At 23.9% G+C, this 24,728-nt stretch carries 20 protein-coding genes, 1 rRNA gene, 1 other RNA gene and 2 pseudogenes; 10 read left to right on the top strand and 14 right to left on the bottom strand.

Features of this window, described 5'->3' with window-relative positions; all coding sequences use genetic code 4:
* Together F795_RS06410 and F795_RS0101310 are read left to right on the top strand one after the other, a co-directional pair.
* A pseudogene (locus F795_RS06410) lies at positions 1-200 on the top strand (IS30 family transposase); the annotation flags it as partial.
* A gap of 182 nt (positions 201-382) precedes the next feature.
* Positions 383-1,204 (top strand): hypothetical protein, encoded by an 822-nt coding sequence (locus tag F795_RS0101310; RefSeq protein WP_022935941.1) that lies wholly within the window; start codon positions 383-385, stop codon positions 1,202-1,204.
* Positions 1,205-1,225: 21 nt separating this feature from the next.
* Here the strand turns inward: F795_RS0101310 and metK are convergent, their stop codons facing one another.
* The 5 genes and pseudogenes from metK to rpsP all read right to left on the bottom strand — a co-directional run bounded on the left by metK (position 1,226) and on the right by rpsP (position 5,044).
* Positions 1,226-2,377: a methionine adenosyltransferase gene (gene metK, locus F795_RS0101305; RefSeq protein ID WP_022935940.1), complete on the bottom strand. Its 1,152-nt coding sequence runs from the start codon at positions 2,375-2,377 to the stop codon at positions 1,226-1,228.
* 182 nt (positions 2,378-2,559) lie between these two features.
* A complete protein-coding gene (locus tag F795_RS0101300) occupies positions 2,560-3,534 on the bottom strand; it encodes an aspartate--ammonia ligase (RefSeq protein ID WP_022935939.1) in 975 nt (324 codons plus the stop codon).
* Between the two features lie 217 nt (positions 3,535-3,751).
* Positions 3,752-4,099: pseudogene (gene rplS / locus F795_RS03360) on the bottom strand (50S ribosomal protein L19); the annotation flags it as partial.
* Positions 4,092-4,775 (bottom strand): tRNA (guanosine(37)-N1)-methyltransferase TrmD, encoded by a 684-nt coding sequence (gene trmD, locus F795_RS0101290; protein ID WP_022935937.1) that lies wholly within the window; start codon positions 4,773-4,775, stop codon positions 4,092-4,094. The gene trmD and the pseudogene rplS, both read right to left, overlap by 8 nt.
* 2 nt (positions 4,776-4,777) lie before the next feature.
* Positions 4,778-5,044, bottom strand: coding sequence for a 30S ribosomal protein S16 (gene rpsP, locus F795_RS0101285; RefSeq protein ID WP_022935936.1), 267 nt, complete (start codon positions 5,042-5,044; stop codon positions 4,778-4,780).
* Positions 5,045-5,302: 258 nt separating this feature from the next.
* Between rpsP and F795_RS0101280 the strand changes: the two genes are divergently transcribed.
* A complete protein-coding gene (locus F795_RS0101280) occupies positions 5,303-5,818 on the top strand; it encodes an MAG0490 family ComEA-like DNA-binding protein (RefSeq protein ID WP_022935934.1) in 516 nt (171 codons plus the stop codon).
* Entirely contained in the window at positions 5,743-7,131 is a 1,389-nt protein-coding gene (locus tag F795_RS0101270) for an MAG0480 family ComEC-like protein (RefSeq protein ID WP_084254390.1), read from the top strand. The genes F795_RS0101280 and F795_RS0101270 overlap by 76 nt, the downstream gene beginning before the upstream one ends.
* Here the strand turns inward: F795_RS0101270 and ligA are convergent.
* From ligA to F795_RS0101250, 4 genes are read right to left on the bottom strand one after another with little or no spacing between them, the layout of a single operon-like run.
* Entirely contained in the window at positions 7,085-9,091 is a 2,007-nt protein-coding gene (gene ligA / locus F795_RS06405) for an NAD-dependent DNA ligase LigA (protein ID WP_022935931.1), read from the bottom strand. The genes F795_RS0101270 and ligA overlap by 47 nt on opposite strands.
* Before the next feature lie 16 nt (positions 9,092-9,107).
* Positions 9,108-10,052, bottom strand: a complete 945-nt coding sequence (locus tag F795_RS0101260) for an energy-coupling factor transporter transmembrane component T family protein (protein WP_022935930.1) — start codon at positions 10,050-10,052, stop codon at positions 9,108-9,110.
* 3 nt (positions 10,053-10,055) lie between these two features.
* Positions 10,056-11,093 (bottom strand): ATP-binding cassette domain-containing protein, encoded by a 1,038-nt coding sequence (locus tag F795_RS0101255; RefSeq protein ID WP_022935929.1) that lies wholly within the window; start codon positions 11,091-11,093, stop codon positions 10,056-10,058.
* A complete protein-coding gene (locus tag F795_RS0101250; RefSeq protein ID WP_022935928.1) occupies positions 11,078-11,881 on the bottom strand; it encodes an energy-coupling factor transporter ATPase in 804 nt (267 codons plus the stop codon). Before F795_RS0101250 ends, F795_RS0101255 begins: the two co-directional genes overlap by 16 nt.
* Before the next feature lie 58 nt (positions 11,882-11,939).
* Between F795_RS0101250 and rnpB the strand changes: the two genes are divergently transcribed.
* The 6 genes from rnpB (at position 11,940) to rpsD (ending at position 16,720) form a co-directional block, all read left to right on the top strand.
* Positions 11,940-12,229, top strand: an RNA gene (gene rnpB, locus F795_RS03740) — RNase P RNA component class B.
* 82 nt (positions 12,230-12,311) lie between these two features.
* Positions 12,312-12,418 (top strand): 5S ribosomal RNA (rrf, locus tag F795_RS0101245).
* A 44-nt stretch (positions 12,419-12,462) separates the two neighbouring features.
* On the top strand, positions 12,463-13,305 hold the full coding sequence (whiA, locus tag F795_RS0101240; protein ID WP_022935927.1) for a DNA-binding protein WhiA: 843 nt from the start codon (positions 12,463-12,465) through the stop codon (positions 13,303-13,305).
* A 98-nt stretch (positions 13,306-13,403) separates the two neighbouring features.
* Complete coding sequence (locus tag F795_RS0101235) at positions 13,404-13,682, top strand: hypothetical protein (RefSeq protein WP_022935926.1); 279 nt, start codon at positions 13,404-13,406, stop codon at positions 13,680-13,682.
* Positions 13,683-14,320: 638 nt separating this feature from the next.
* Positions 14,321-15,865, top strand: coding sequence for a hypothetical protein (locus F795_RS0101225; protein ID WP_022935924.1), 1,545 nt, complete (start codon positions 14,321-14,323; stop codon positions 15,863-15,865).
* Between the two features lie 255 nt (positions 15,866-16,120).
* Entirely contained in the window at positions 16,121-16,720 is a 600-nt protein-coding gene (gene rpsD, locus F795_RS0101220) for a 30S ribosomal protein S4 (RefSeq protein ID WP_022935923.1), read from the top strand.
* A 21-nt stretch (positions 16,721-16,741) separates the two neighbouring features.
* Here the strand turns inward: rpsD and F795_RS06400 are convergent, their stop codons facing one another.
* The 5 genes from F795_RS06400 to F795_RS0101190 form a co-directional block, all read right to left on the bottom strand.
* Positions 16,742-16,870 carry a hypothetical protein gene (locus tag F795_RS06400; RefSeq protein ID WP_277868642.1) on the bottom strand — a complete coding sequence of 43 codons (129 nt, stop codon included), beginning with the start codon at positions 16,868-16,870 and terminating at the stop codon, positions 16,742-16,744.
* A 103-nt stretch (positions 16,871-16,973) separates the two neighbouring features.
* On the bottom strand, positions 16,974-17,756 hold the full coding sequence (locus tag F795_RS0101210) for an ABC transporter ATP-binding protein (protein ID WP_022935921.1): 783 nt from the start codon (positions 17,754-17,756) through the stop codon (positions 16,974-16,976).
* Positions 17,731-18,783, bottom strand: a complete 1,053-nt coding sequence (locus F795_RS03735; protein WP_084254389.1) for a FecCD family ABC transporter permease — start codon at positions 18,781-18,783, stop codon at positions 17,731-17,733. Before F795_RS03735 ends, F795_RS0101210 begins: the two co-directional genes overlap by 26 nt.
* Positions 18,776-19,858, bottom strand: a complete 1,083-nt coding sequence (locus tag F795_RS06395; protein ID WP_022935918.1) for an ABC transporter substrate-binding protein — start codon at positions 19,856-19,858, stop codon at positions 18,776-18,778. Before F795_RS06395 ends, F795_RS03735 begins: the two co-directional genes overlap by 8 nt.
* A gap of 101 nt (positions 19,859-19,959) precedes the next feature.
* Positions 19,960-24,690 carry a DUF4011 domain-containing protein gene (locus tag F795_RS0101190; protein ID WP_022935917.1) on the bottom strand — a complete coding sequence of 1,577 codons (4,731 nt, stop codon included), beginning with the start codon at positions 24,688-24,690 and terminating at the stop codon, positions 19,960-19,962.
* Positions 24,691-24,728: the final 38 nt, after the last annotated feature.

Below are 24,728 nucleotides of genomic sequence, written 5' to 3'. Positions count from 1 at the left end.
GACAAAAAGGTAGTGATGAAAATTGAAATGGTTTATTTAGGAGATTCTTTCCTAAAGGAACAGATTTCAATGATATATCACCTGAAGAAATACAAAGAGTAACAACCCTAATAAATAAAAGACTAAGAAAAACTTTAAACTATAAATCAGCTGAAGAACTATATGTTGATGCTTATAATAAAACCATAGAATCATTGTAATATAGAAAATCATAACCAAAAAATACAGCAATTAAAAAATTGCAATTTTTCGTTTGCAATTTTTTAATATTTTAATTTGTTTGTAATAGAATAAAGTTATAAGCAACAAGCGTTGCACTTCATACTTCATTCAAGCTGAGTAATCAACTTTTTTGTTTATTTATTGTATAATTTTATTAATTATGAATACAAAAAATAGAGAATTAAAGATATTAAAAAAAACTAATGCTCAATCAGTTTGATTTTGAACTTTAGTTTTATGTATGGTTATAGTAGTAGATGCATTTTTTGCATATTTTGGAATTGTTTTTAAAACTAAATTTGATGGATATAAAGTATTGGGCAATGATATCGCTTTGAGTATTGTTTGTGGATTTATGGTTGGTTTAATAACTTTAATATTAGCTTTCGTCTTTTTACAAATATTTAAAAAAGCAGTAATTAAAGATTTCTTTTCATATTATTGTTATATTAATTCGTTAAGAAATGCCCACGCTCTTCTTTTGATTAAAGATCAAAGATTGCTTGATATTTATAAGAAAAATGAAGCAATGACAAAAAAAGAATATATGGAATTATTAGCTAAAATGTTAAATTATTCAACTTCTTCAATAGAATATAAAAACTTAGTTAAAAATGTGGACGATGATTTTAGAAAACATTCATATAATGAAATTGAACCTAAAAACATAATTAGATTAGGTTTTTTAAAAACATTTGTATTTAACTTTTTAATTCCTTTAATTATTATTTTAGCCTTAATACCTTTTCCAATCTTATATCAAAAAGATATAGTAACTAAAAGTTCTGAATTACCGGCGCTTTCTAGACTTATAATTATAGTAATAATGACTATATTTGTGCTAAATGTTTCTATATTTGCCTATGAAATTGATGCAACTAAAAAAATATGAAACAATGAAAGTTTTAATAATTATTTTTTCTTCTCATTTAATACATTCTCATATAAGTATTTAAATTCTTCTTTTATTAGAAGTGAATAAATATTTTTAAAAAAGCATAACTTATTTAGAGCTATGCTTTTTTTCAAAGTACGCTTGAATTTCTTTAACTTTATTTAGTCTTTCTCAAGGTAAATCTAAGTCATTTCTTCCAAAGTGTCCAAATGTTGCAGTTGGTAGATAAATAGGCTTTAATAAATCTAATGTATCAATAATACCTTTAACTGATAAATCAAATATTTTATTGATCATATCAATTAATTCAGTTTCGGAATATTTTGAAGTGTTAAATGTTTCAACATATATACTTTGCGGTTTCGGAAGTCCAATTGCATAAGAAAGTTGTATTTCACATTTCTTTGCAATTTTAGCTGCAACTATGTTTTTTGCAATATATCTAGCCATATAAGTTGCAGATCTATCTATTTTGGTTGCATCTTTTCCCGATTGGCAGCCACCACCGTGATGAGCAAAACCACCATAGGTATCCACTATTATTTTTCTTCCGGTTAAACCTGTGTCTCCGACAGGTCCACCAATAACAAATTTACCTGTTGGATTTAGCAACATTTCATAATCTAGATTAAGCTTATGTTCTTTAAGGACATAATCAATTATATTTTCTTTGACAAATTTTCTAAATTCTTCATAGTTATAATTAGCATCATGTTGTATAGACATAAGCACTTTTTTAACTATAATACTATTTTTGTCTGAATCTTCTTCTATTGTTACTTGGCTTTTCATATCTGCTTTAGCATATGGAAATTTATTTTGACGTCTTAATTTTTCTGCTCTTTTAACAAGTTCATGAGCAAGAGTAATTGTTCAAGGCATATAGTATTTGTTTTCATCAGTTGCATATCCAAAGATAATACCTTGATCACCTGCCCCTAGCTCTTTATTTTTATTAGATTTAACACCTTGAGCAATATCGGGGCTTTGCTCTGAGATGCCAACCATAATATTAAAGTCATTTTCTGTATATCCTAAAGGTTTTAAAACTTTTCAAGCTTCTTTTACAACATCAACATATCCATTTGTTGTTATTTGTCCGCCTATATAAATAACATTGTTATTTGCAATTACATCACAAGCAACACGTGAATATGGGTCTTGTTTTAAAAGCGCATCTAAAATAGCATCACTAATTTGGTCACAAATTTTATCTGGATGTCCTGCACCAACACTTTCGCTGGTTAATAATCTTTTCATTTATTTCTCCTTATTTTGTTAATTATTATTACATAAGGAGATAATGTTTTACATGTTGGATTAATTTAAAATAAATAATCCCTCGCTATCCACCTTGTTTATTTAAATAAATAGGTTGGCGTGTCTTATTGCTGCTAAGCTAAACACCTCTTTATGTATTAAGTTTTTTTAACAATTATATTTTATAATATTTCTAGTTTTTTTAGTTTATTTTTATTGACATTTTTTTGATCTCAAACACTAACTTGAACTTCTCCAATGTGTTCCTTTTCGAGTAAAAATAAAGCTATTCTGCTTTGACCTAAACCACCACCAATTGTAAAAGGTAGTGTTTCATCAATGATTTGTTTGTGATAATCGCTAAGCGATTTTATTTTACTTTCAGACATATCCATTTGTTTAATTAAACTGTCTCTATTTACTCTAATTCCCATTGAACTTAATTCAATTGCCCGATCATGTAATTTATCGTAAATAATAATATCGCCATTTAAATTTCAATCATCATAATCTTTTGCGCGTGAAGAATGTGGCTTATTATTAGTTAAGTTATAACCTATTTTATAAATAAAAACTGCGCCATACTTTTTAGATATTTCATACTCTCTTTGGTTAACATCTAAATTAGGATATTTGTCTAATAACTCTTGTGAAGAAATAAAATAAATATCTTTAGTTAATTTTTTTGAAAGTTGAGGATATTCTAAATTAATTTCATTTTCTACTTCATATAATGCTTGATATATCTTTTTTACAATGTATTGTAAAAAATTAAGATTTCTATCTTCTTTTTTAATTATAAGTTCTCAGTCTCATTGGTCAACATAAATTGAATGTAAGTCATCTTGTTCTTCTTCGCGTCTAATTGCATTCATATCTGTGTAAATACCTTCATTAATATTAAAATTATACTTACTAAGCGCATATCTTTTTCATTTGGCAAGTGAATGTATTATTTCTAGATCTTCATCAATATTTTTTGCTTTAAATTTAACAGGTTCCTCTCCATTTAAAGGATCATTTAAATGGCTTGAACTAAGTAAAAATAAAGGCGCTGAAACTCTAACTAAGTTTAATGTTTTAGCTAGCTTAGATGAAAATAAAGTTTTTAATTTATCAATTGCAAATTGTGTTTCTTTTAAATTTAATTTAGACATATTCTATTAATGATAGCATAAAGCATATAAATTAAAATAAAAAGCACATTTAATAATTTAAATATGCTTTATTAATTATAGAATTTGATAACTATTTTTTAGCAGCTTTAGGTGCAGCATTTTTAGCAGCAGGTTTTTTAGTAGTGGTTGTTTTAGGTTTAACTTCAACTTTTTTAGTAACTTTTTTAGGTTTTGCACTAGTAGTTTCAGTGTTTGCCTTAATTTCCTTAAGACGTGTGCTTTTACCTTGTAAATCACGCATATAGAATAATTTAGCTCTTCTAACTTTATTCTTTCTTAAAACTTCAATTGTAGAAATTAAAGGAGAATTTAATTTAAATGTTCTTTCAACACCAACACCATAAGAATCTTTTCTTACTTTAATGGTTTTGTTAATTCCTTCGCCATTTGCAGCAATAACAAGACCTTCATACATTTGAATTCTTTCTTTGTTACCTTCTTTAATTCTAACGTGAATCTTGATGTTATATCCTTCTCTAATTTCAGGTAAGTCAGTTCTAATTTGTTCACTTTCAACTTCTTGTAATAATTTAGTTCTACTCATCTTTTTTCCTTTCTAATTTTTTAATAATATCTTTACGATTTTTTTTAGTTTTTAAATAAGCTTGTTCTTCTCTTCATTTTTGAATATCTTTATGATTGCCTGATAAAAGTACATCGGGAACCTTATAGCCTAAATAATCATAAGGTTTAGTATATTGTGGGTAATCTAGTAAACCATTTCCTTCAAAACTTTCATTTTCATGACTTTCTTTTTTTATTACACCAGGACATAATCTAGCAGTAGCTTCAGCAACTACCATTGCTGCAATTTCGCCTCCTGTTAAAATATAATCCCCAATAGAAAGTTCTTCATCTACAAAGTTTAATATTCTTTCATCAAATCCTTCATAATGGCCACATATTAATGTAAGTTCATCATATTTAGCTAATCTATGAGCTTCAGTTTGATTAAATAATTTGCCTTGTGGGCTTAATAAAACTTTATATGAATTAGGCACAGTTTTAAGTGCTTCATGAATGGGTTTTACTTGTAAAAGCATCCCGCTTCCACCACCATATACTGTATCATCAACTTTATTATGTTTATCATCAGAAAACTTTCTAAAGTCAATAATATTTAATTCTAGATGTCCTAATTTAATTGCTTTAGCAATTATACTTTGCAATTTAAATTGTTCAAAATATTCAGGAAATAGAGTAAGAATGTTTATTTTCATATTTATTTTTTGCTTACTTTGCTTGCTTTATATTTTGCATAGAAATCATTTACTTTTAATAAATTTCTAACAGTTTCTGATGGTTTAGCGCCTTGATCTAAGTATTTAGTTACTAATTCATAGTTAATGTTTAATTTTTTTGTATGAGAATCATAGTTTCCCAATTCTTCAATAAATTTACCATCTCTAGGAGCACGTTCATCGCTGGCTACAATTTTATATGTTGCATAGAATTTTTTACCAGTTCTTTTTAGTCTTAATTTAACCATGTTATTCCTTTCTTTATTTAATTATTTAAAAATAATTATATATTTTACCATAAAAAAAACTGTCAAGCAAAAATACTTGACATTTTTTATTTATTTAATAATTGATTAATAAAACTTTTAACTACAGCAAATAAGTTTTTAATTTTAAAATTGATATATTTTAGGAAAAACAAAATGACTTTTCCTAATCTTTTCTCATCTTTTTCCTTTTTTAGAAATCTTTTTCCTTTTTGTTTATTCTTATTATTGAGAGGTATTATGAGAAAAAGTGTCAAAAGGATTTTAATTAGTTCAAGTATATTTGTTATTTCATCAATATTTTTAATGTCATCTTTATTAATTACTAAAAAAAGATATATTGCAAATAATAAAGATAATAAAAATCAACAAGAAGAATATATTACTATTAATATAAGCGGTGCTATATTTTTTCCAGGCGAATATACAATAATTAAAAATAGTTTGATTAGTGATATTTTAAAAATAGCAAAACCTAAATCAGGTGCTAATTTAAAGAATATAGATCTTAATAATAAAATTGAAAAAAATAATTATAAGTTATATATACCATATAAAAAAGATGCAAAGTTTTTTATAACAGAAATTAAAAATGCAACCGATTTAGTAAACCTAGGTATTAGAAAAAATATTTCAATCAAAATATTCAACTTTATAAAACAGCATAAGTTTAAAGTAACATGAGAAGAAGTTTCAAAAATAAATGGAGTTGGTGAAAAGACTTTATCAATTCTCAAACAGAGACTAATATTGTAAATGACTATTTTAAATCCTTTATTATTGCACTTTTAATATTTCTAGTTTCTTTTAAGGTAAGCAATGTCTTACTTTGATTTACACTTGTATTATTTTTTGCTATTAATATTTTTAATTGAAAAGCATTATTAGTTGGCATTTTTATAGGCAGTTTATTTATTATGATAAGTAAAATTTCTTTATATATTACATTTAAAAATGTAGGCAAAGAAATTGATGATAATTTTAAAATTATTAAAAGTTTTTCTAATTTTTTTATTGTTCAGAATAATAGTAGAACTAATATACTTATCTATTTTAAAAATAATATTTTTAATATTGATGATATTGTTCACGTTAAAGGTGCAGTTTCTGAAATTAAAAATGTTAATTCATTTCATAATTCTAATAATGTATATTTACAAATTTATAAAGCTAGTGTTTATTTATATGAAAAAGCAAATATAAATAATTTTGTTAATAAAGATGCAAATACTAGAATGTTTTTAAATTTGTTTATTTTTTCCAAACAGATTGATAAAAACAATGAAATTATACAAATGTTAAAAGAAATGTCTATTATTCATTATTTCATAATAAGCGGATTTCATTTTGGAATAATTTATTTTATTTTTAAAAAAATATTTGAAAAAATTAGGTTAGTTAAAGTTTCTGAATACTTAAGTTTATTATTGCTTTTTATATATTTGTGTATGTTAAAGTTTCCAATTTCAGCATTTAGAGCTTTTATATTTTTACTTTTGAGAGTCATAAATCAAAAGCTATTTAACAAAAAGTTTTCTAATTTAACATTACTTGCTTTTATTGCTACGCTATTCTTAATTTTTGATTATTCATTAATATTTAATTATTCATTTATTTTTTCTTTTGTATTAACATTTGTTATTTTATTAACTAATAATATTTTTAGAAATACTAAAAAAGAATATTTAAAAAATATATGAATATCTTTATTCACATATTTTTCATCACTTTTAATATCATTAACTTTGGTTGAAAAAATAAGCATTTTTTCTTTTATATATCAATTATTTTTTGGGCCAATAATATTTTTAAGTTACACTTTTTCTATTTTATTTTTCTGAACTAAATATTTATCAATGTGATATTTTAATTTTTTAAGTGTTTTAATTAAATTAATTTATAAAACTAATATTGAAATAAATATAGGCAAAAAGCTTATTTATTTGCCTTTTATAATTCATGCATTATATATTTTGATTTATATGTTAATTTCATTAAATAGGAACTATTTAATGTATAAAATTAATTCTTATTTTTTAGCATATCAATTAAATCATTTTCAGAGATAACTTTAACATTTAATTCATTAGCTTTATCTAATTTAGATCCAGGATTTTCTCCGCATAAAACATAAGAAGTTTTTTTAGATACACTATTTACTATATTTCCATTATTTGCCTTTATTAATTCTTCAAAATAGTTTCTAGGCTTAGATAATGTTCCTGTAATAACAATATTAATTCCATCTAATAATTTGCTTTTTATATTTGAAATATGTTCGAAATTCATTCCACTATTAAGAAAGTCATTAATTAATTTTTTATTATTATCAACTGATAGCCATTTTTTAACTGAATCAATAATTTTCGGACCAATTTCATTATATTGAATTAAAGAATCAAAATCAAATTTTAGAAATTCAGAAAGTTTTTGAACTTTAGAAGCTATAAAGCTTGCAACTTTTTGTCCTATGTGTTTTATAGATAAAGCAAAAATAAATTTGTCAAGTCCTAATTTTTTTGAATCTTCAATTGAATTTAAAATTTTCATTATAGATTTAGTTCCTAATTTTTCTAATTGTGTTAGTTCATTTTTATTATTTTTTAAATTATAAAAATCTAGTGGATTAAGAATTAATTTATTTTCATATAATTTTTCTACTATTTTTTCGCCCATTGAAAAGAAATTCATACATTCTTTTGAAGAAAAATGAATTAGTTGTTTTTTTATAATTTCTGGACAATTGTAATTTTCACAATATTCTTCTAAGAATGTTTCGCTTTCTATTAATTTAGAATTACAATATGGACAAGTTTCTATTCTTTTAAAATAATCAGGTTTACCTTTTGGATTAACTAGTCCTATAATGCAAGGAATAATTTCACCAGCTTTTTTAATATAAACTTCATCGCCAACATTTAAATTTAGTTCTTTAATGTAATTAAAATTATTTAATGTTGCAAAGTTTATTTTTGAACCAGAAATTTCGACAGTTTTAACTTGGCCATTATAAGTTACTAAGCCGGTTCTTCCAATAGTTATAAATATCTTTTTAATTGTTGTAATTTCAATGTTTGGTTCAAATTTAAAAGCAATTGCATAATGTGGAAACTTTTGAGTTTGCCCTATTTTATTTCATCATTTAATTTCATTTAATTTAATAACTACACCATCTGCTTCAAAATCAAATGTTTTTTTAAGTTCTGGAAAATTATTTATATATTCTTCAATTTGATTAATATTTTTAGCTAGTTTATAATCTTTTACAACATGAAAATTATTTTTCTTAAGGAAACAAAAGGCATCTTCCATTGTAAAAATATTATGACTTGGAGCATCGACTACAAAATATATAAAAGATGACAAACCTCTTTGAGAAACAATATTAGAATCTAATTGTCTTAAAGTGCCAGCTGCTGCATTTCTTGGGTTGGCTAAAGGCGGTAAATTATTTTTTAAATTTTCTTCATTTAATTCATTAAATCTAGAAATAGATAAATATATTTCTCCTCTTAATTCGATTTTGTGTTTGTATTCTATTTCTTTAGGGATATCATTAATTTGTAAAATATTTTTTGTAACATCTTCTCCCGTTATTCCATCTCCTCTAGTCACACCTCTAATTAGTTTTCCATTTTCATAAGTTAATGAAATAGAAAGGCCATCAATTTTAGGTTCAATTAAAAATGAAAAATCATTAGTATATTTTTCAATGTTTTTAATAAATTTCTTAATTTCTTCAATTGAATATGCTTTGTTTAAAGAAAGCATTGGTTTTTTATGAATTACTTTATCAAATATTGATAAAGACTTTGCATCAATTTTTTGCGTTGGAGAGTTTTTAACTTCTTCATAAGTTAGCAAATAACTATATTGTTTTTCTAATTTTTGAAGTCTAATAAACTCAGTATCATAAATTTCATCAGTTACAATAGGATTATCCAAATTATAATAAGCATTGTCTCATTCAGCAATCTTTTTTTGAAGATTTAAAATTTCTTCTCTAATATTTTTTTCTTTAGCATTCATTATAAATCCTTATTTATTAAACTTTATGAAATGTCATTATTCATCATTCTGGTAAATGCACACTATGTATTTGACAAACAGTTACCATAGCAACTATTCCAAATATTACAAATATTGATAATATATCTCTCCAATTAATTCCTAATTGTCTATATTTAGACCTTTTAGCATATGGATCATATCCTCTAGAAGTCATTGCATCAGCTAAATCATTAGCTTTAGAAAAAGAAGCAACAAATAGTGGGACAATTAAAACAATAAAAGCCTTTGTTTTATCTTTTAATTTTCCATGTTTAAAATCAACTCCACGACTAGCTTGAGCTTTCATTATTCTATTTGCTTCATCTAGTAATGTTGGAATAAATCTTAGTGCTATAGAAATAATCATTGTGATAATTTCTGTTGGGAATTTAATTAGTTTTAATGGATAAAGAATATCATTTATAGCTCTAGTTAAAAATACTGGCTTTGTTGAAACAGTGAGAATAGTAGTTGTTAGGATAACACCATATATTCTAAATAAGATAGAAACAGTTCTTAAAATAGTAAATTTAGTTAATTGGAATTTAGCATTTAGGCCAAATGGCGCTCAATATATATCATTAATTATGGTTTGTCCACGGTGATATACATAAGTGTCTATGTTAGCTTCGCCTGCTAAAGGAATATAAGGAGTGCCTTCGGGAGGTATTGCACCTTTAATAGTTAGCATATTGACTAACAATATAAATATTGTTATATAAAAAGGCATCTTTAATTTTCTAAATAATGATCTTATTGATTTGGTTGCAATTAAATATATTGTTGCAATTATTAATATTAGAATGGATAAGGTAAATAAATGGTCAACTATAAAGAAAAGAACTATAAATAAAATATTGCACAAAAATTTTAGACGTGGGTCTAACTTATGTACAAATGTATTTAAATTTACATATTTTCCTATAATTGCTTTGTTCATTTTTTACCTTGATTTATTTTTCTTTGTAATTATATCATTAAGTTTAGCGGCAAGTTCATCAAGAGATGTAACTTTACCTATTTTGAATCCTTTTTTTTCTAATTTATTAACAAAAGATAATAGTCTTGTTGGTATTAAATTATTTTCAATTAAAAATTCATTATTACATAATATATCATATGTATTTCCGTCATGAATGATTTTTCCATCTTTAATAAATAATGTTCTATTGGTTCATCTAAGCGCATTATCTAAGTCATGAGTTACAATTATTATTGTTTTCCCTTCTTCTTTATTTAGTTTACTAAATAATTGAAGCATTTCTTCCACACCGTGAGGATCAAGTCCGGCAGTAGGCTCATCTAAAATTAAAAATTTAGGTTCCATTGCTAAAATACCAGCTAGGGCCACACGTCTTTTTTGGCCGCCTGATAAATTAAATGGGCTGCGTTCTAAATATTCTTCAGGTAAGCCTACCATTTTTATATATTTTTTAGCAAGTTCTTTAGCAACATTTTTTTTGATTCCCATTGAAACAGGACCAAAAATAATATCTTTTTCTATTGTTGACTCAAATAGTTGATATTCAGCAAATTGAAAAACAACGCCAACTTGCTTTCTAATTGCTTTAATGTGTTTAATTTTTCTAATAGTTTTAGCAATTTTAACATCAGTATAAACAATTTTGACACGATCAGCTTTTTTTATTTTTTTAAATTCATCGCGTTCTTTTTGTCATTGTTTATATTGCTTTTCATACTCTTTAATTTCAACTTCTGAAAAGTTTTTATGAAACTTAGGTTTTTTAGATAATTTTAACTTAGAAAAATAAGGAACTTCTAAAAAGGTTATATCGCCAGTGTCCGGAATAATTAAACCATTAAGATGTTCAATAAATGTAGTTTTACCTGAACCGGTTGGCCCTATGATAGAAATAGCTTCATCTTCTTTAATACTTGTTGAAACACCATCAAGAACTTTTACGTATGAAGGAAGTTTTTTATCATATTCTTTTGAAATATTATTTACTTTAATTTGCATAGTTGCTCCAATAATTCATTTTCGTTATAAGTTGGTGTTACTTTCTTAAGTTTTTCAGAAAGTTTATAAATAAATGGCGAATCTATTTTTGCTATTTCAATAATCTCTTTGTTTTTCAATATGTCCATTGGACTTCCGCTAGCAATTAATTTTCCGCCTGAGAAAACTAAAAGTGTATCAGCTAATAAAGCTTCATCCATATCATGTGTTATTGAAATTAAAGTTTTATTAGTTTTTTTGTGAAGGTCATGAATTATTTTATATATATCAGCCCTACCACGTGGATCTAGCATAGAAGTTATTTCATCAAAAATAATAATTTCTGGGTCAAGTGCTAAAGTGGATGCTATTGCAACACGTTGTTTTTGTCCACCAGATAAGTTTTGAGGTTCTCTATCTAAGTATTCTAGCATATTTACTTCTTTAGCAAATTGTCTAACTAGTACATACATTTCATCATAACTTAATAATTTATTTTCTAAACCAAAGGCAATATCATCTTCAACAGTTGCTCCAATAAATTGGTTATCTGGATTTTGAAAAACTATTCCAATTTTTTTCCTAATATCATAAACAGTTTGTGAATTAATTTCAATTGAGTCTACAATTATTTTTCCACTTGTTGCCTTATAAATTGCTGAAAGTAATTTAGAAAATGTACTTTTACCTGAACCATTATGTCCTAAAATAGCGACATACTTGCCGCTTTCTATTGTTAAATTCACATCTTGTAATGCATAGTTTTTTGCTTCCGGATATTTATAAAATAAATTCTTAACTTCTATCATAATTATTAAATTATAAAGACTTTAAAATAAAAATTATATATTTTAGAATATAATTGAACTGTATGGCTAATTGCTACATTAAGTAGAGGAAAATCCGCTCTAACACTTTCTGCGATGAAAGTAAAGTTCATGCTAGATCTAATAAATCTAGGCAACAAAAGTTGACGACTAGTGCAACAGAGACGAGCTTATTAAGTTAAGAATGCAACGATGTAAACTCCATGAGTTAGAAACCCAAATTTAGGTAGGGGAACTAAGTTAAGAGAACTGAATCAAGACTTGGAAGTAATTACGATTACTTAGATAAATAATTAGCGCCAGCAATGGTACAGAAAGCGGTTTATAGTACAAGAGGGTTTCCCCTCTTTTTTTATTAAAAAATTTTTTTATTTTTTTTAAACAAATTATTTTTTTAGTGTATACTATTTTACATAGCAACCATAACGAAGGGGTTCCACCTGATACCATTCCGAACTCAGCAGTTAAGCCCTTCAGTGCCGATGATACCTTAAATGGGAAAGTAGGTCGTTGCTTTTTTTATTTTTTAAGGTATAATTTTTTAGTATTTATGGTAATAAAATATGCAAGAAAAATCATTTAGTTATGTTATTAAAAAAGAAATTATTAGTAAAAAACTTTCTAAGGAAGAACAACTTAATTTTTTAAGTGGTATTTTTGATACTTCAAAAGTAGTAAATAATGTTTCTTACATAATAATGAATGAAAAAGAAAATCTTGAATATATAGAAAACTTAATTAATAAATTTGAACTAAAATTTGAAAAAAATAGGAGTAATAGTTTAGCTATTAACTTAGATACCTTTAAGAATGATAAGCTAATAAAACAACAAGCATATTTTTCAGCTATATTTTTTAATAGCGGATCTATTTCAAATAAAAGTAGTTCTTCATATCATTTAGAACTTAAGTTTTATGATTTACAAAAAGCAAATGAAGTTATTAATATTATGAGTAACTATGATATTAATTTTAAAATTCTTAAAAGAAAAAACATATATGTTTTATATATTAAAAAAATTGAAAATATTTGTGATTTTTTAAGAGCCATTGAAGCATTTGATTCCTATTTAAAATTTGAGGAAACTAAAATCGAAAGAGATTTTAATAATAATGTAAATCGTCTTACTAATTTTGATTTTTATAATCAAGAAAAAATTGCTTCAATAAATAATGATTTTTTGAATAACTATGATTTTATTAAGAGAACAAATAATTTAGATATGTTTAGTGACGTTGAACTTAAGTTTTATGAATTGAAATTCAATAATTTAGATTTAAGCTTGAATGATTTAGCGAAAGCACTTGAAAAAAGCAAAATATATCGAACAAAGTCTAGTTTATCTAGATATTTAGAAAAACTTGATAATTTTGTTAAAAAAATTGTTATAAAAAATAGTAAATAGAAGCAAATTGAACTTTGCTTTTTTATTTTCATAGTTTTCCTAATTTTAAACAAGTAAGTATGGTATTTATTATTAATAAGCAATTAGGAGTTTATATTATGAAAAATAAAAAATATTTACTAGGGTTAGGATTAATTTTCTTTCCAATAGTTTCATTGTCTGCATCATGTACTAATAGTAAACCAAGTAAACCAGATGAAAGTGTTTCTAATGAAGTTCTTGATGAAATTGATTTAGTTCAAGGTGATATATTAAAATTAAAAAATGAAACAAATGCTATTTTGGCCGTTAATGATGGCAAAGATGTAGACTTAGATATCAATAAAGCTATAGCAAAAAAATACATTAAAAAATTAAAGAATTTTAAAAAAATTTAAAAGAAATAAATCTAGTTTAATTTCCTTAAAGGGATTTAAAGAGACCCTTAAAGTCTATCTTAAAAATTTAAAAGCTGCAAAAGATAAATTTATTCATGATGTTTTACATAGTTTAAAAACTTTAATTACTGAAGTTCAAAATTATATTGATACTGAATTAGTTGATGAACATTATGAAGAAATAAAGAAAAACTTAAATAATGATCTCAAAAAAACAATTGAGTTAATTAAAGACGTTTATATAATTACAAAACAACAATTAATTGACGCATATAAATTTTTGAAAAATTAGGCAACAAAATCGGTTTTGCTGAAAAATATAAAAATAAAGAAATCAAAAATAAGGATGGCAATCCAATTGATGATTCAAAAGTAAGCGCCTTGGAAAATGCTATTGAAGAAGTAAAAACAATTGATGAATATGCATCATTTGATGAAATTCAAAGTGCCATTTTTAAATTAGAAAGAGCATTAGAAGAAGCTGGATTTTAGGAAAAATAATAAATAAAAACATATTTGAAGCGCTATGCGCTTCATTTAATTTTTTTTAATTTAAAATTTAATTTCCTTTCATTATTTTAATAAGACTGAAATATGGTATAATTATACATATTTATTAATTCAAATTTGGAGTTTATATGAAAAACAAAAATTCTTTACTTAGCTTAGGATTGATTTCTATTCCCTTAATACCTTTATCAGCAGCATGTACTAATGGAAGAAAAGTTGATAATTTAGATACATCAAAAGAAGAAAAAGTTCCTCAAGAAGTTTTAAATGCAATTAAAACCAAAAAGGAAGAATTATTACCTTTAGAAACAGAGGCTAATAGTCTTTTAGAACTCAATGACGGAAGTAACTATGAATTAAATAAAAGCAAATCTAAAGTTAAAGAACAAATTAAAAAGATAACTAGTTTTTTAGCTAAAACTAAAACTTTAGAAGAATTATCTAATTTGGATCAATTAAAAAATGATTTGCAAACTTATATTCAAGAATTAAAAGCTACCAAAGTTACACAAATACAAGGTGATATAAATCGTTTAAAATCTTTAAAAAAAGAAGTTGAACAATATATCAATACTGAATTAATTGATGAAGAATATGATGAAATTAAAAAATCACTAAAAGAACATCTTTTAGAAACAAATAATTTAATTAATGAAGATGTGTATAAAGTTACTAAACCCCAAGTAGTTGCAAATTATATAGCATTAAACAAAGAATTGGCTAAAGCAAAATTAGCTAAAAAAGAAATTGTTGATAATGCTAATTACAAGATTAATAAATTAAAAGCTAATTTGAATTCAAAAATTATTCAATATAGAGAGTTTGCTGATGAAAAGTTTAATGATGAAATTAGAATAGAATTTTTATCAACTTTAAATAAAGCTATTGATGTTAAAAATAATAATATGGCTACCGAAGAAGAAATTAAAAAAGTTTCTAAAGAATTAGATTTTTCATTTAGAAATTCATTATTAAATTCTTCTTCTGAACTTCTAAAAGTTGAAATTGTAAGAGCAAACGAACTACTTACTAAACTAGGAAGATATAACGAAAGTATGTTTTTATTTAATGATATTATGGCAAAATTATCTGATGCTCTTATAAACTCTAGACAAGTTTCTAATGCTGATCCTATTAGTAAAGAAGATTGTCTTTCAGAATATAGTGTTTTAAATAATTTAATAACCGAAATTGAAAAAGAAGCAGCGCAATTAGTTCGTAATGCATTAAAAAATGAATTGGATGAATCAAAAAGGTTTTTAAAAGGTGAAGTAATTTCATTTGATTCTGTTATAAAGAAAAATGCTAATAAAACATGACTTTTTGATGCAATGGATAAAGTTGAACAAAGTTTAATTTTAACTAATTTATATTGAGAAAATTTGACACTTACCAGAATTAATTTTTATAGTTCATTTTATAATGTTTTTGTAAAACCTTTTGCTCTTATAAAATTAGAAGAAATTTATAAAACAGCAAAAGATTTTAGTAAAGGAAATATTAGAAGCCAAAGTGGTAAACTTATTGAAAATACAAAAGCATTTTATTTAAAAAAAATAATAGATTCGGTTCCTGCATATGAATTACAAAGAAAAACTGGCTACTATTTACAAATAAAAAAATGATTTGATGATTTAACACAAGGATTAATTGACGCGGATTATTATAATTAACAAATAATTATTAGTGCAAGTAATACTTGCACTTTTTATTTATTAGTCCTAGTATTTTTAAATTATTTTAATAAATAGTGTAAAATAGTTAATGCAAATGACACAGCAAAATAACATTTTGTCTTAAACTTTTTATTTTGTTAATAGATTTGAGAGTAAGAAAGCTGTATTCCGAAATCATTAGAATAAAAACAAGCAAAAGAGTTATTTACCTAGTCTTTGCATATTAATTAACTTTATAAGGAGAAATTAAATATGTCAAGATATTTAAAATCAATATTTAAGAAAAGTAGAAGATATAACTTTTCTTTATTAGAAAACAACAAAGAATTTTCTAAAGGTAAAAAAAGAACAACTGCGCCTGGACAACATGGTGCTAAAAGATCTAAACCATCTGATTATCAACTCCACATGTATGAAAAACAAAAAGTTAGATATATGTATGGTTTAAATGAAAGACAATTCAAAAACTTATTTGGACTTGCTTCAAGAAAACATGGAGTTACTGGGATTATTTTATTACAAATGGTAGAATCAAGATTAGATAACTTAGTATTTAGAGCTGGATTTGCTAGAACAAGAGCACAAGCAAGACAATTTGTAACACATAATCACTTTACAGTTGATGGACACAAAGCTAACATACCTTCAATGCAAATTGCTGTTGGTTCAAAAATTGAATTAAAACCTAAATTTGCTAACAATAAAGAATTAGTTAGTGCTAAAGAAGTTATGACTGTTAGTCCATGACTTAAGGTTAAAGATAATACAATTACTTACTTCCGTTTACCTGAAAGAAACGAATTTGCTAAAGATATAAACGAAGCTTTAATTGTTGAATATTACAACAGATAATAAAACTAAAAAATGCAGAAATTATGCTTCTGCATTTTTATTTATAATTTGTACTTTATCACTAAGCAAATCAAGTTCTATGTAATTATTTTTCTTTAAAGTTTCTAAGGCATTTATTATTGTATCTTTGAATTTTTCTGTATTTTTCATTTTTAAAAGATCTGCAAAATAATCTATTACATCGCTTACCAAGATATTTAGAAAAACTTGATTTATTTATTAAAAATATCACCAATAAAGATAATAAGAAAAACTAATCTTTTAATTTTATAGAAATACTATTATGCTCTAATTCATTTGCATAACAAATTTTATCCCCATAGATATTTTGCATATTGTTTTTAGTTATTATTTCTTTTGCTATTCCTTCTTTGACGATTTTATTTTCGTTTATTAAATAAACATATGCTTCTAATAAAAGTGCATGATTAGGGTTATGTGTTGAAATAATGAAGATTTTTTTATCTTCATATTTCTTAATGATGTTTAAAATTTTTTCTTGTTTTTCTAAATCTAATGCTGAAGTAGGTTCATCTAAAATAATAATTTTAGCATCTTGGATAAATGCGCCAATGATATTAACAATTTGTTTTTGTCCACCACTTAATTGTGAGTAATTTTTATTAATTAAATTTTCAATTTCAAATTCCTTAATATATTTACTTAAAATTTTCAATGATTCTTGTTTAGAACTTTTATGGTGATTATATAAACTTAATTCAAGATAATCATAAACTAACAAATTTATATTTTCATTTTGAAGTTGAGGAACATAAGAGATTAATTTAGATTTATTTAATGTTGATAATTTTCTTAATTCTTGTTCTTTATTATCATTATTAATAATTATTTCACCTAAATATTTTTTTTCTAAACCTGATATTATTTTTAATAATGTTGATTTGCCAGCTCCATTTAGCCCTAGGATTACATTTATATTATGATTTATTGAAAAGTTAATATTTTCAAAAATATTAAAGTTCATATTATTTGGATATTTAAAAGTTAAGTTATTTACTTTGATTATTTCTTCCATATTTTTTAAACCTTTCTATTATAATGGTTAGAACAAATGTAATTGAACCAAGTAAGCCTGTTATTGCTGAAATAGGAATTTCGGAACTTGTAAATGTTCTTGAAATAATATCTGATAAAAGTACAAATAAAGCACCTCAAACTATTAATAGCATAAAAATGTGATAGTATTTTTTTCCATTGTATAGTTTTTCGATGAAAATTTTCACAATATGAGGAATGATTAAACCAACTCAAGAAATAGAACCCGAGGCCGATATTGAAGTTGCTGTTAAAGTTGTTGATATTGTAATAAATAATAAGATAAAAGGTATGTACTTTAGTCCTTTAGTTTCAGCATGAACTTTTCCTAAAGATACCATTACTAAATGTTTTTTAGTTATAAATACAATAATAATGCATATTGTGTTAACTAGAAAAGCAATTAATACCATTTTCATCGTAATGTTTTGGAGTGAACCTAGTAATCAAAAAGTTATAGTAGGTAATGTAGTATTTTCATTAGCGATATATTTTGTTATACCAATAATTGAACTAGTTAAACTACTTACAATTATTCCGGCTAAAACAAAATTCAAGGTCGACGAATATTTTGTAAATATTTTAGAAATAAATATTGTTAATATTACAACAACTATCCCAAAACTAAATGACATTAAACTTATGATTGATATTGGTAAACCAATTAATATTCCAATAATCGCTCCAATTGAAGCTCCATTTGTGACACCTAATACATTAGGCGAAACTAAATTATTTCTAAATATTTCTTGAAATATAAAACCAGCAATACTTAAACTTGCGCCAACAATCATTGCCATTAAGGTTCTAGGTAGCCTTAATCTAAAAAGAACATTAGTTTCAATTAAATAGTCCTGCTTTTTGAATAAACCATTTCAAAAGTTATTTCATTTCAATTTATATCTACCAACATATAACGAAACAAAAAATAAAATTATTAAAAATGCGATTGAAAAAAATAGTACTAAAAAATATTTTAGCCTATTTTTGTTTTTACTTTTATCCATTAAAAGGTAAACCTTTTAACATTCTATCAACTAATTCATTTGATAGATCTTTGTTAAAAAATATTTTTGATATTTTAATAATTTCATTTTTTACATCAAATTTAAATAATTCAGGATAAATTTTGTTCGCTTGATCATAAATAAATGCTGATGAAAATATATTAAGTTGTTCAAATGGAGTAAGTCCTAAGGGAATATTGAAATATTTATTATTTTTAATAGCTTGTAAATGTGAATAATCTTTCAATAATGTTTTTCTTAGATCATTTTGATAAGTACCACCCAATGATATAAAATCAGGATTTGCTTTTATAACTTCCTCAATCGAAGGTTGAGGGTTTATAAATCTTTTGCCTATATAATCTAAATTAAATAAGTCACTATAAATATATTCGATAAATGAATTTCCATTATCAGTGTAATTAATACCTCTGTTTTTATCACCTCTTACATAATATATAGATTTTTTTGGTAAATTACTTTTTGAAATTTTTTGACTAACTTCATCGATAGCTTTTTGCATTAAGTTTTTTCAAGTTTCAGCTTTTTGTTTAACTTCTTTGCTATCTCAAATTTTTGTTATTAAATCTGCATAGTAATATACATAGTTTTTAAAACCATTGTTATGATATAGACTAATAGTGGCTGCGGGTATTCTGGCTTTATTTCACATATCACTTAAATATTTTTCTGGTGAAAAAACTAAATCAACGTTTTGTGATAATAAAGATTCTTCACTTTCTTTATATTGAAGTGTTGCTTTTTTATTAATATTTTCATCAAAAAATTTAGTTCAAGGATTATTCTTAATATTAGAAAATACTCCAGCAATATTTTTTTCTAGACCGAAAGCGACTAGTAAATCATATGAAGTTCTTGATATGCAAGCAACCTTTTTAGGGTTTTTGGTAATATTGACTTTATCACCTACCATATCTTCTATAGTTATTTTATTAGTGTCAGACTTGGGGGGGGTGCAACTTATTGGTAAAAATGACAATGTGATTAATGGTAAAGTTGCGATACCAATTTTAAATAATTTAAATTTATTCTTTTCATTTTTTATATTTTTCATAGTAATAATTATATCATTATATAAATTTTAAAATTTATATAAACAAAGCTTTAATTGTTGAATATTACAATAGATAATAAAGCTAAAAAATGCAGAAATTATTATTCTGCATTTTTATTTATAATTTGTGCTTTATCACTAAGCAAATCAAGTTCTATGTAATTATTTTTCTTTAAAGTTTCTAAGGCATTTATTATTGTATCTTTGAATTTTTCTGTATTTTTCATTTTTAAAAGATCTGCAAAATAATCTATTACATCACTTACTGAAGTTGAATTAATAAGTTTAATATATTCATATATTCCACTCATTAATTCATTTGGTCATATTTCATCAATTAATCTTTTGGTACTATTTTCATCAGTAGTTCTAAAAATAACATAATCAAAGTTTCGTTCTTTAAGAAACTTATCTTTATCAAAATAAAAGTTTAAAGATAATATTAGATTTTTTACTTTACTTAGACTTATTTTATTTCTTCTCAATGTGTTAGTGTGTATTGGACAAATTGCTTGTAAAAATACTCTAAATTCATCTTTAAAAGTAAATCAACCAATTTCTTTATTTTTATATTCATTAGTCTTTTTTAGTAGTTTTTCATATAAAATTTCAATGTTAGGGAAAGGCTTTGAATTTATATTTACAACTTTCTTTTTCTTAAGAATGTAACTTATTTCATTGGTTTTAGTGCTGTCTATTTCTTTAGATGCTTTATTATCGGTTTTATTATTATTAATATAACTATTAATAACTTTTTGAAGATTATTTAATTCTTTTTCTTTATTTATAAATCAATTTGTAGATCAAATTCTATATATGTTTCAACCCTTAGATTGTAAAACATTTTGTCTTATTCTATCTCTATCTCTTGCAGTTAAAGAAGACATGTAAGTTGTTCCATCACATTCAATTCCTAAAACATATTTAGAAGGGTCATTAGGATTTTTAATTGCTAAATCAATTTTATATTTTGAACATCCTACTTGTTTGTCAACTTCATACCCTAACTTAACTAATTCATTATATACATAGTTTTCAAATGCATTATTTTTTAGTATTTGTGCAGTTTTATTATCATTATTTTGATTTTGACTTGAACCATATTCAGCATATTTTAAATAGTTTTGTAAGAATTTAATTCCTCTGCCTGTTATTTTTTGACTATTAATATCATCTCAAGAGATTGATGAAACTAGTATTAAACATTCTTTAGCACGGGTAAATACAACATTTAAACGTCTATATCCACCTTCTTTATTAATTGCACCAAAGTTCATAGAAACACTGCCTTTTTCATTAGGTCCGTAACCCATTGAAACAATAATAATATCTCTTTCATCCCCTTGAACATTTTCAATGTTTTTGATGAATAAGTTTTTAGAATTATCTAAATTAAGAAGTTGTTCATATTTTTTTTCTTTACGGCAAAGTTGGCTTATTTTAGACTCTATTAAAGTTTGTTGATTTATATTAAATGTAACTATTCCAATACTTTTTTCAGTACCAAATTTATCATATATTTGTTTTATTTGATTTATAACTTCATTAGCTTCAACTTCATTTTTTCTATTTATAAATGAACCTTTTACTTTTATAAATTTAATTTTAGAATAATCATTTTGGTTGTCATTTGAAGGGAAAGTTATTAATTCTTTGTAAATTTCTTCATTAGAAGGAATAATTAATTCTTCATATTTAGAACGGTAATGTCATTTCAATTTTTTAGAAGGTAAGAAAATATTTGCTGCATCAAGAACAGATTCAAGGCCTTCAAGAGAACTATCATCTTCTTCATCATATTCATTATCATCTTCTAATTTTTTGAAGAATGATGTAGGTGGGAGTTGTTCATTATCACCGCAAATAATTAATTGCTTTCCTCTTGCAATGGCACATAAAGCATTTTCTGTAGTTATTTGAGATGCTTCGTCAAATATAACAGTATCAAATTCTATATCGCTTTCAAATAAATAAGAACTTACCGATAAAGGTGACATCATGACGCAAGGTTTAAGTTGCAAAATTAAATCCGGAATTAATTTAAATAGTTTTAAGAAAGGCATTAATTTTGATTTTTTATTAATTTCTTTTCTCAATATTCTTTTAGAATGATCATATTCATCTAATGAGTCTTTTTGAGGAATATATTTTTTAATTTGGTATTCAATTTTATTGGCGGCTATATCAATCATCTTTTTGTCATATTTTCTAAACATTTCAACAAAATTTTGATATTTATCGCTTGAATCGACGTCAATCATATTGTTTGACAAAGCATTGTTAATTAGATTTAAGAACAACGATTTAGCAAAAATTCCTCAGATATCTTTATTAATTTTTCTTGAAATTATTTCGCTTAAAAAAGCTTTAATTAGTTCATCATTATCTTCATCATAATATATTTTATTGAATTCTATTCTTTCAAATATTTTATTAATTTTATTATGTCAATCACTAACTATAGGATCTAACTCATTAATTGATTTAGAATTTGAGTTAAATATATTTTCAAAGTAAAAACCATTAATAATTGTATTTATTTGATTAAATCAAATAAGTTCCTTATCAAATTGAGTTATAAAGTCTTTTTGAATTATTTTTTGATAATCAAAGAAATTTGATTTATTAAGTTCAAAATTGTTTTTGTATGCATATATTGTTAGTTCATTAAATCATTCAATATTTTGAATATTTGTATATAAATCTTTATCAATATCAAATAGTTTATAATTTAATTCACTTATTTTGTGCAGTAATGTGTTTCTATTTTCTATATACAATTTAGATAACTTTAAATCTTTATAAAATAGATGAAATTTTGGTTTAACTTTATATTGCATGTTTTCACATAGCTTTTTAAATTTTTCTTTGTATTTTTTAGAAAATGCTCTTTTAAAAGCATTTTTGTATTCTCTAAAAAATGTATAGTAATCAATTATTAGTTTTTCATTATCTAATAGTTCTAGGTTTATGTAATTAATTTTATTTTTAATTTGTAGGTTTTCTTCATATAAGCTTTTTATATGCTTATATTTTAATAATTCTTTTTGGCAGTCAATGTTAAGAATTGAACTATGTAAATTACCAGTTAATTTTTTTAAATGTTCATTTATAAAATTAAGTGTTTTAAGTATATTTTCTAATTTATCATCTTTATTAATTGGAATTATATTAGAAATTAAATTAATGTAAGTTTTAATATTAGAAAATGACTTAATAAAATCTAAATGAAATTTAGTTAAATATTCTATTTCATCAGGTAATAAGTTTTTGCTTGATAAGCCTTTAAAAGGATTAGTTAAAATACTATATTTATTATCATTAATTCATTTTTCAAAATATTTAATTTTAAGTTCGTATTTATTTAACTTATCACTTGTAATACTATTAACACTAAAATTGCTTAAAGCAATAGTTTCTTTAAGATTAATGTGTTTAAAATATTCTTGATACATTTCATAAATATTTTTATTGATGTTATCAGATTTTTTAAATAAATATTCACCTAAATTATTTAATGCATTTTTAGCTTCTTCATAGTTATTTAAAATATTTTCTTCCGATTCTTTATCTATTGTTTTATGTACATCAGCATTTTCCAGAACACTTCAAAGTTCTTTATATATTTCTGACTTATTTTTTGTACTTACACTATGCAAAGGAAAACAATATTTATTAATACCTATTTTAGATAAGTTATTATATACAACTTGCAAAGCAGCCAATTTTTCAGAAACAAATAAAACTTTTTTATTTCTAGCAATTAGTTCAGAAATAATGTTTGCAATTGTTTGACTTTTTCCGGTTCCTGGAGGTCCTTGTAAAACAAAACTTAAGCCTTTAATAGCATTTTGTATAGCAACTTCTTGCGAACTATCAGAATCAAGCGCATGGTAATATTCTTTTATATTTAAAATATTATCAATATCTTTTTCAGAATAGTATTCTGAAATATCAAATATACTACTTTCAGAACTATTATTAAGTAATTGTTTTATTAATACATTATCAAGAAACTTTTCTTTATTTCTTTCAATATCTTTTACCATATTGATTTTTTGAAATGAAAAGATTGATAAGTTTATACTATCTTCAACACTGAAATTACTTGGAATAGCCTTTTTAACTTGTTCAACATATTCAAAATAATTGAGAGTGTTTGAAAAGTCGCTATCATCATTTTCATCTTCTACTTTATTATCTTTTTCAAAATCAATATCAATATTGTAATTTAGCTTTAATTTTTGAATTAGTGACTCATTTACATATAATTTATCATTTTCAAAACTTAAAACATAATTTGAACTTAAATTTTTTCTTTCTAATTTAGCTTGGCAAAATAAAAGAGGTGCTTTAATTTTTTCTTCTTTAGTAAAAGGATTGCTATTATCAAAATATACTAAAGTTCCTAACGCTAAATATAAAATATCAATAGAATATTCATCTTTAAATTCTTTGGTTTTCTTACTTAATAAGTTCAATGTTTTATATTCATCTTTTAAATCTTTATTAGTTTGTATTTTTAAATTTGATTTTTCTTTTTTACTTTTAGGATTATCATTTTCTGAATCATAATAAAAATCTAAATTATCTAATTCCTCCCTTTTTATTTCTTCTATTTTTTTAGAATCAAAGTATGATGAAGCAAATTCTAGCTTATCATTGCTTGCAATTTTTTTAAGTATTGTTTTAATATCTGGGCTAACTATTTCAAGATTTGATGAAGAATCTTTAAAATTAATCATTTTATTTTTTAAACTTAAATCTAATAGCTTTCTTTTTTGTATTTCTAATTTTTCAGCTAGCTTTTTATATTCTTTATTTTGTTCCATGATATTATTTCCTTTGTACTAATTTTGTATTTTATTAT

Origin of the sequence: Metamycoplasma orale ATCC 23714 (assembly GCF_000420105.1) — a bacterium.
In the GTDB taxonomy this organism is placed as follows: Bacteria; Bacillota_I; Bacilli_A; order Mycoplasmatales; family Metamycoplasmataceae; genus Metamycoplasma; species Metamycoplasma orale.
This window is presented reverse-complemented; position numbering and strand designations above follow the sequence as displayed.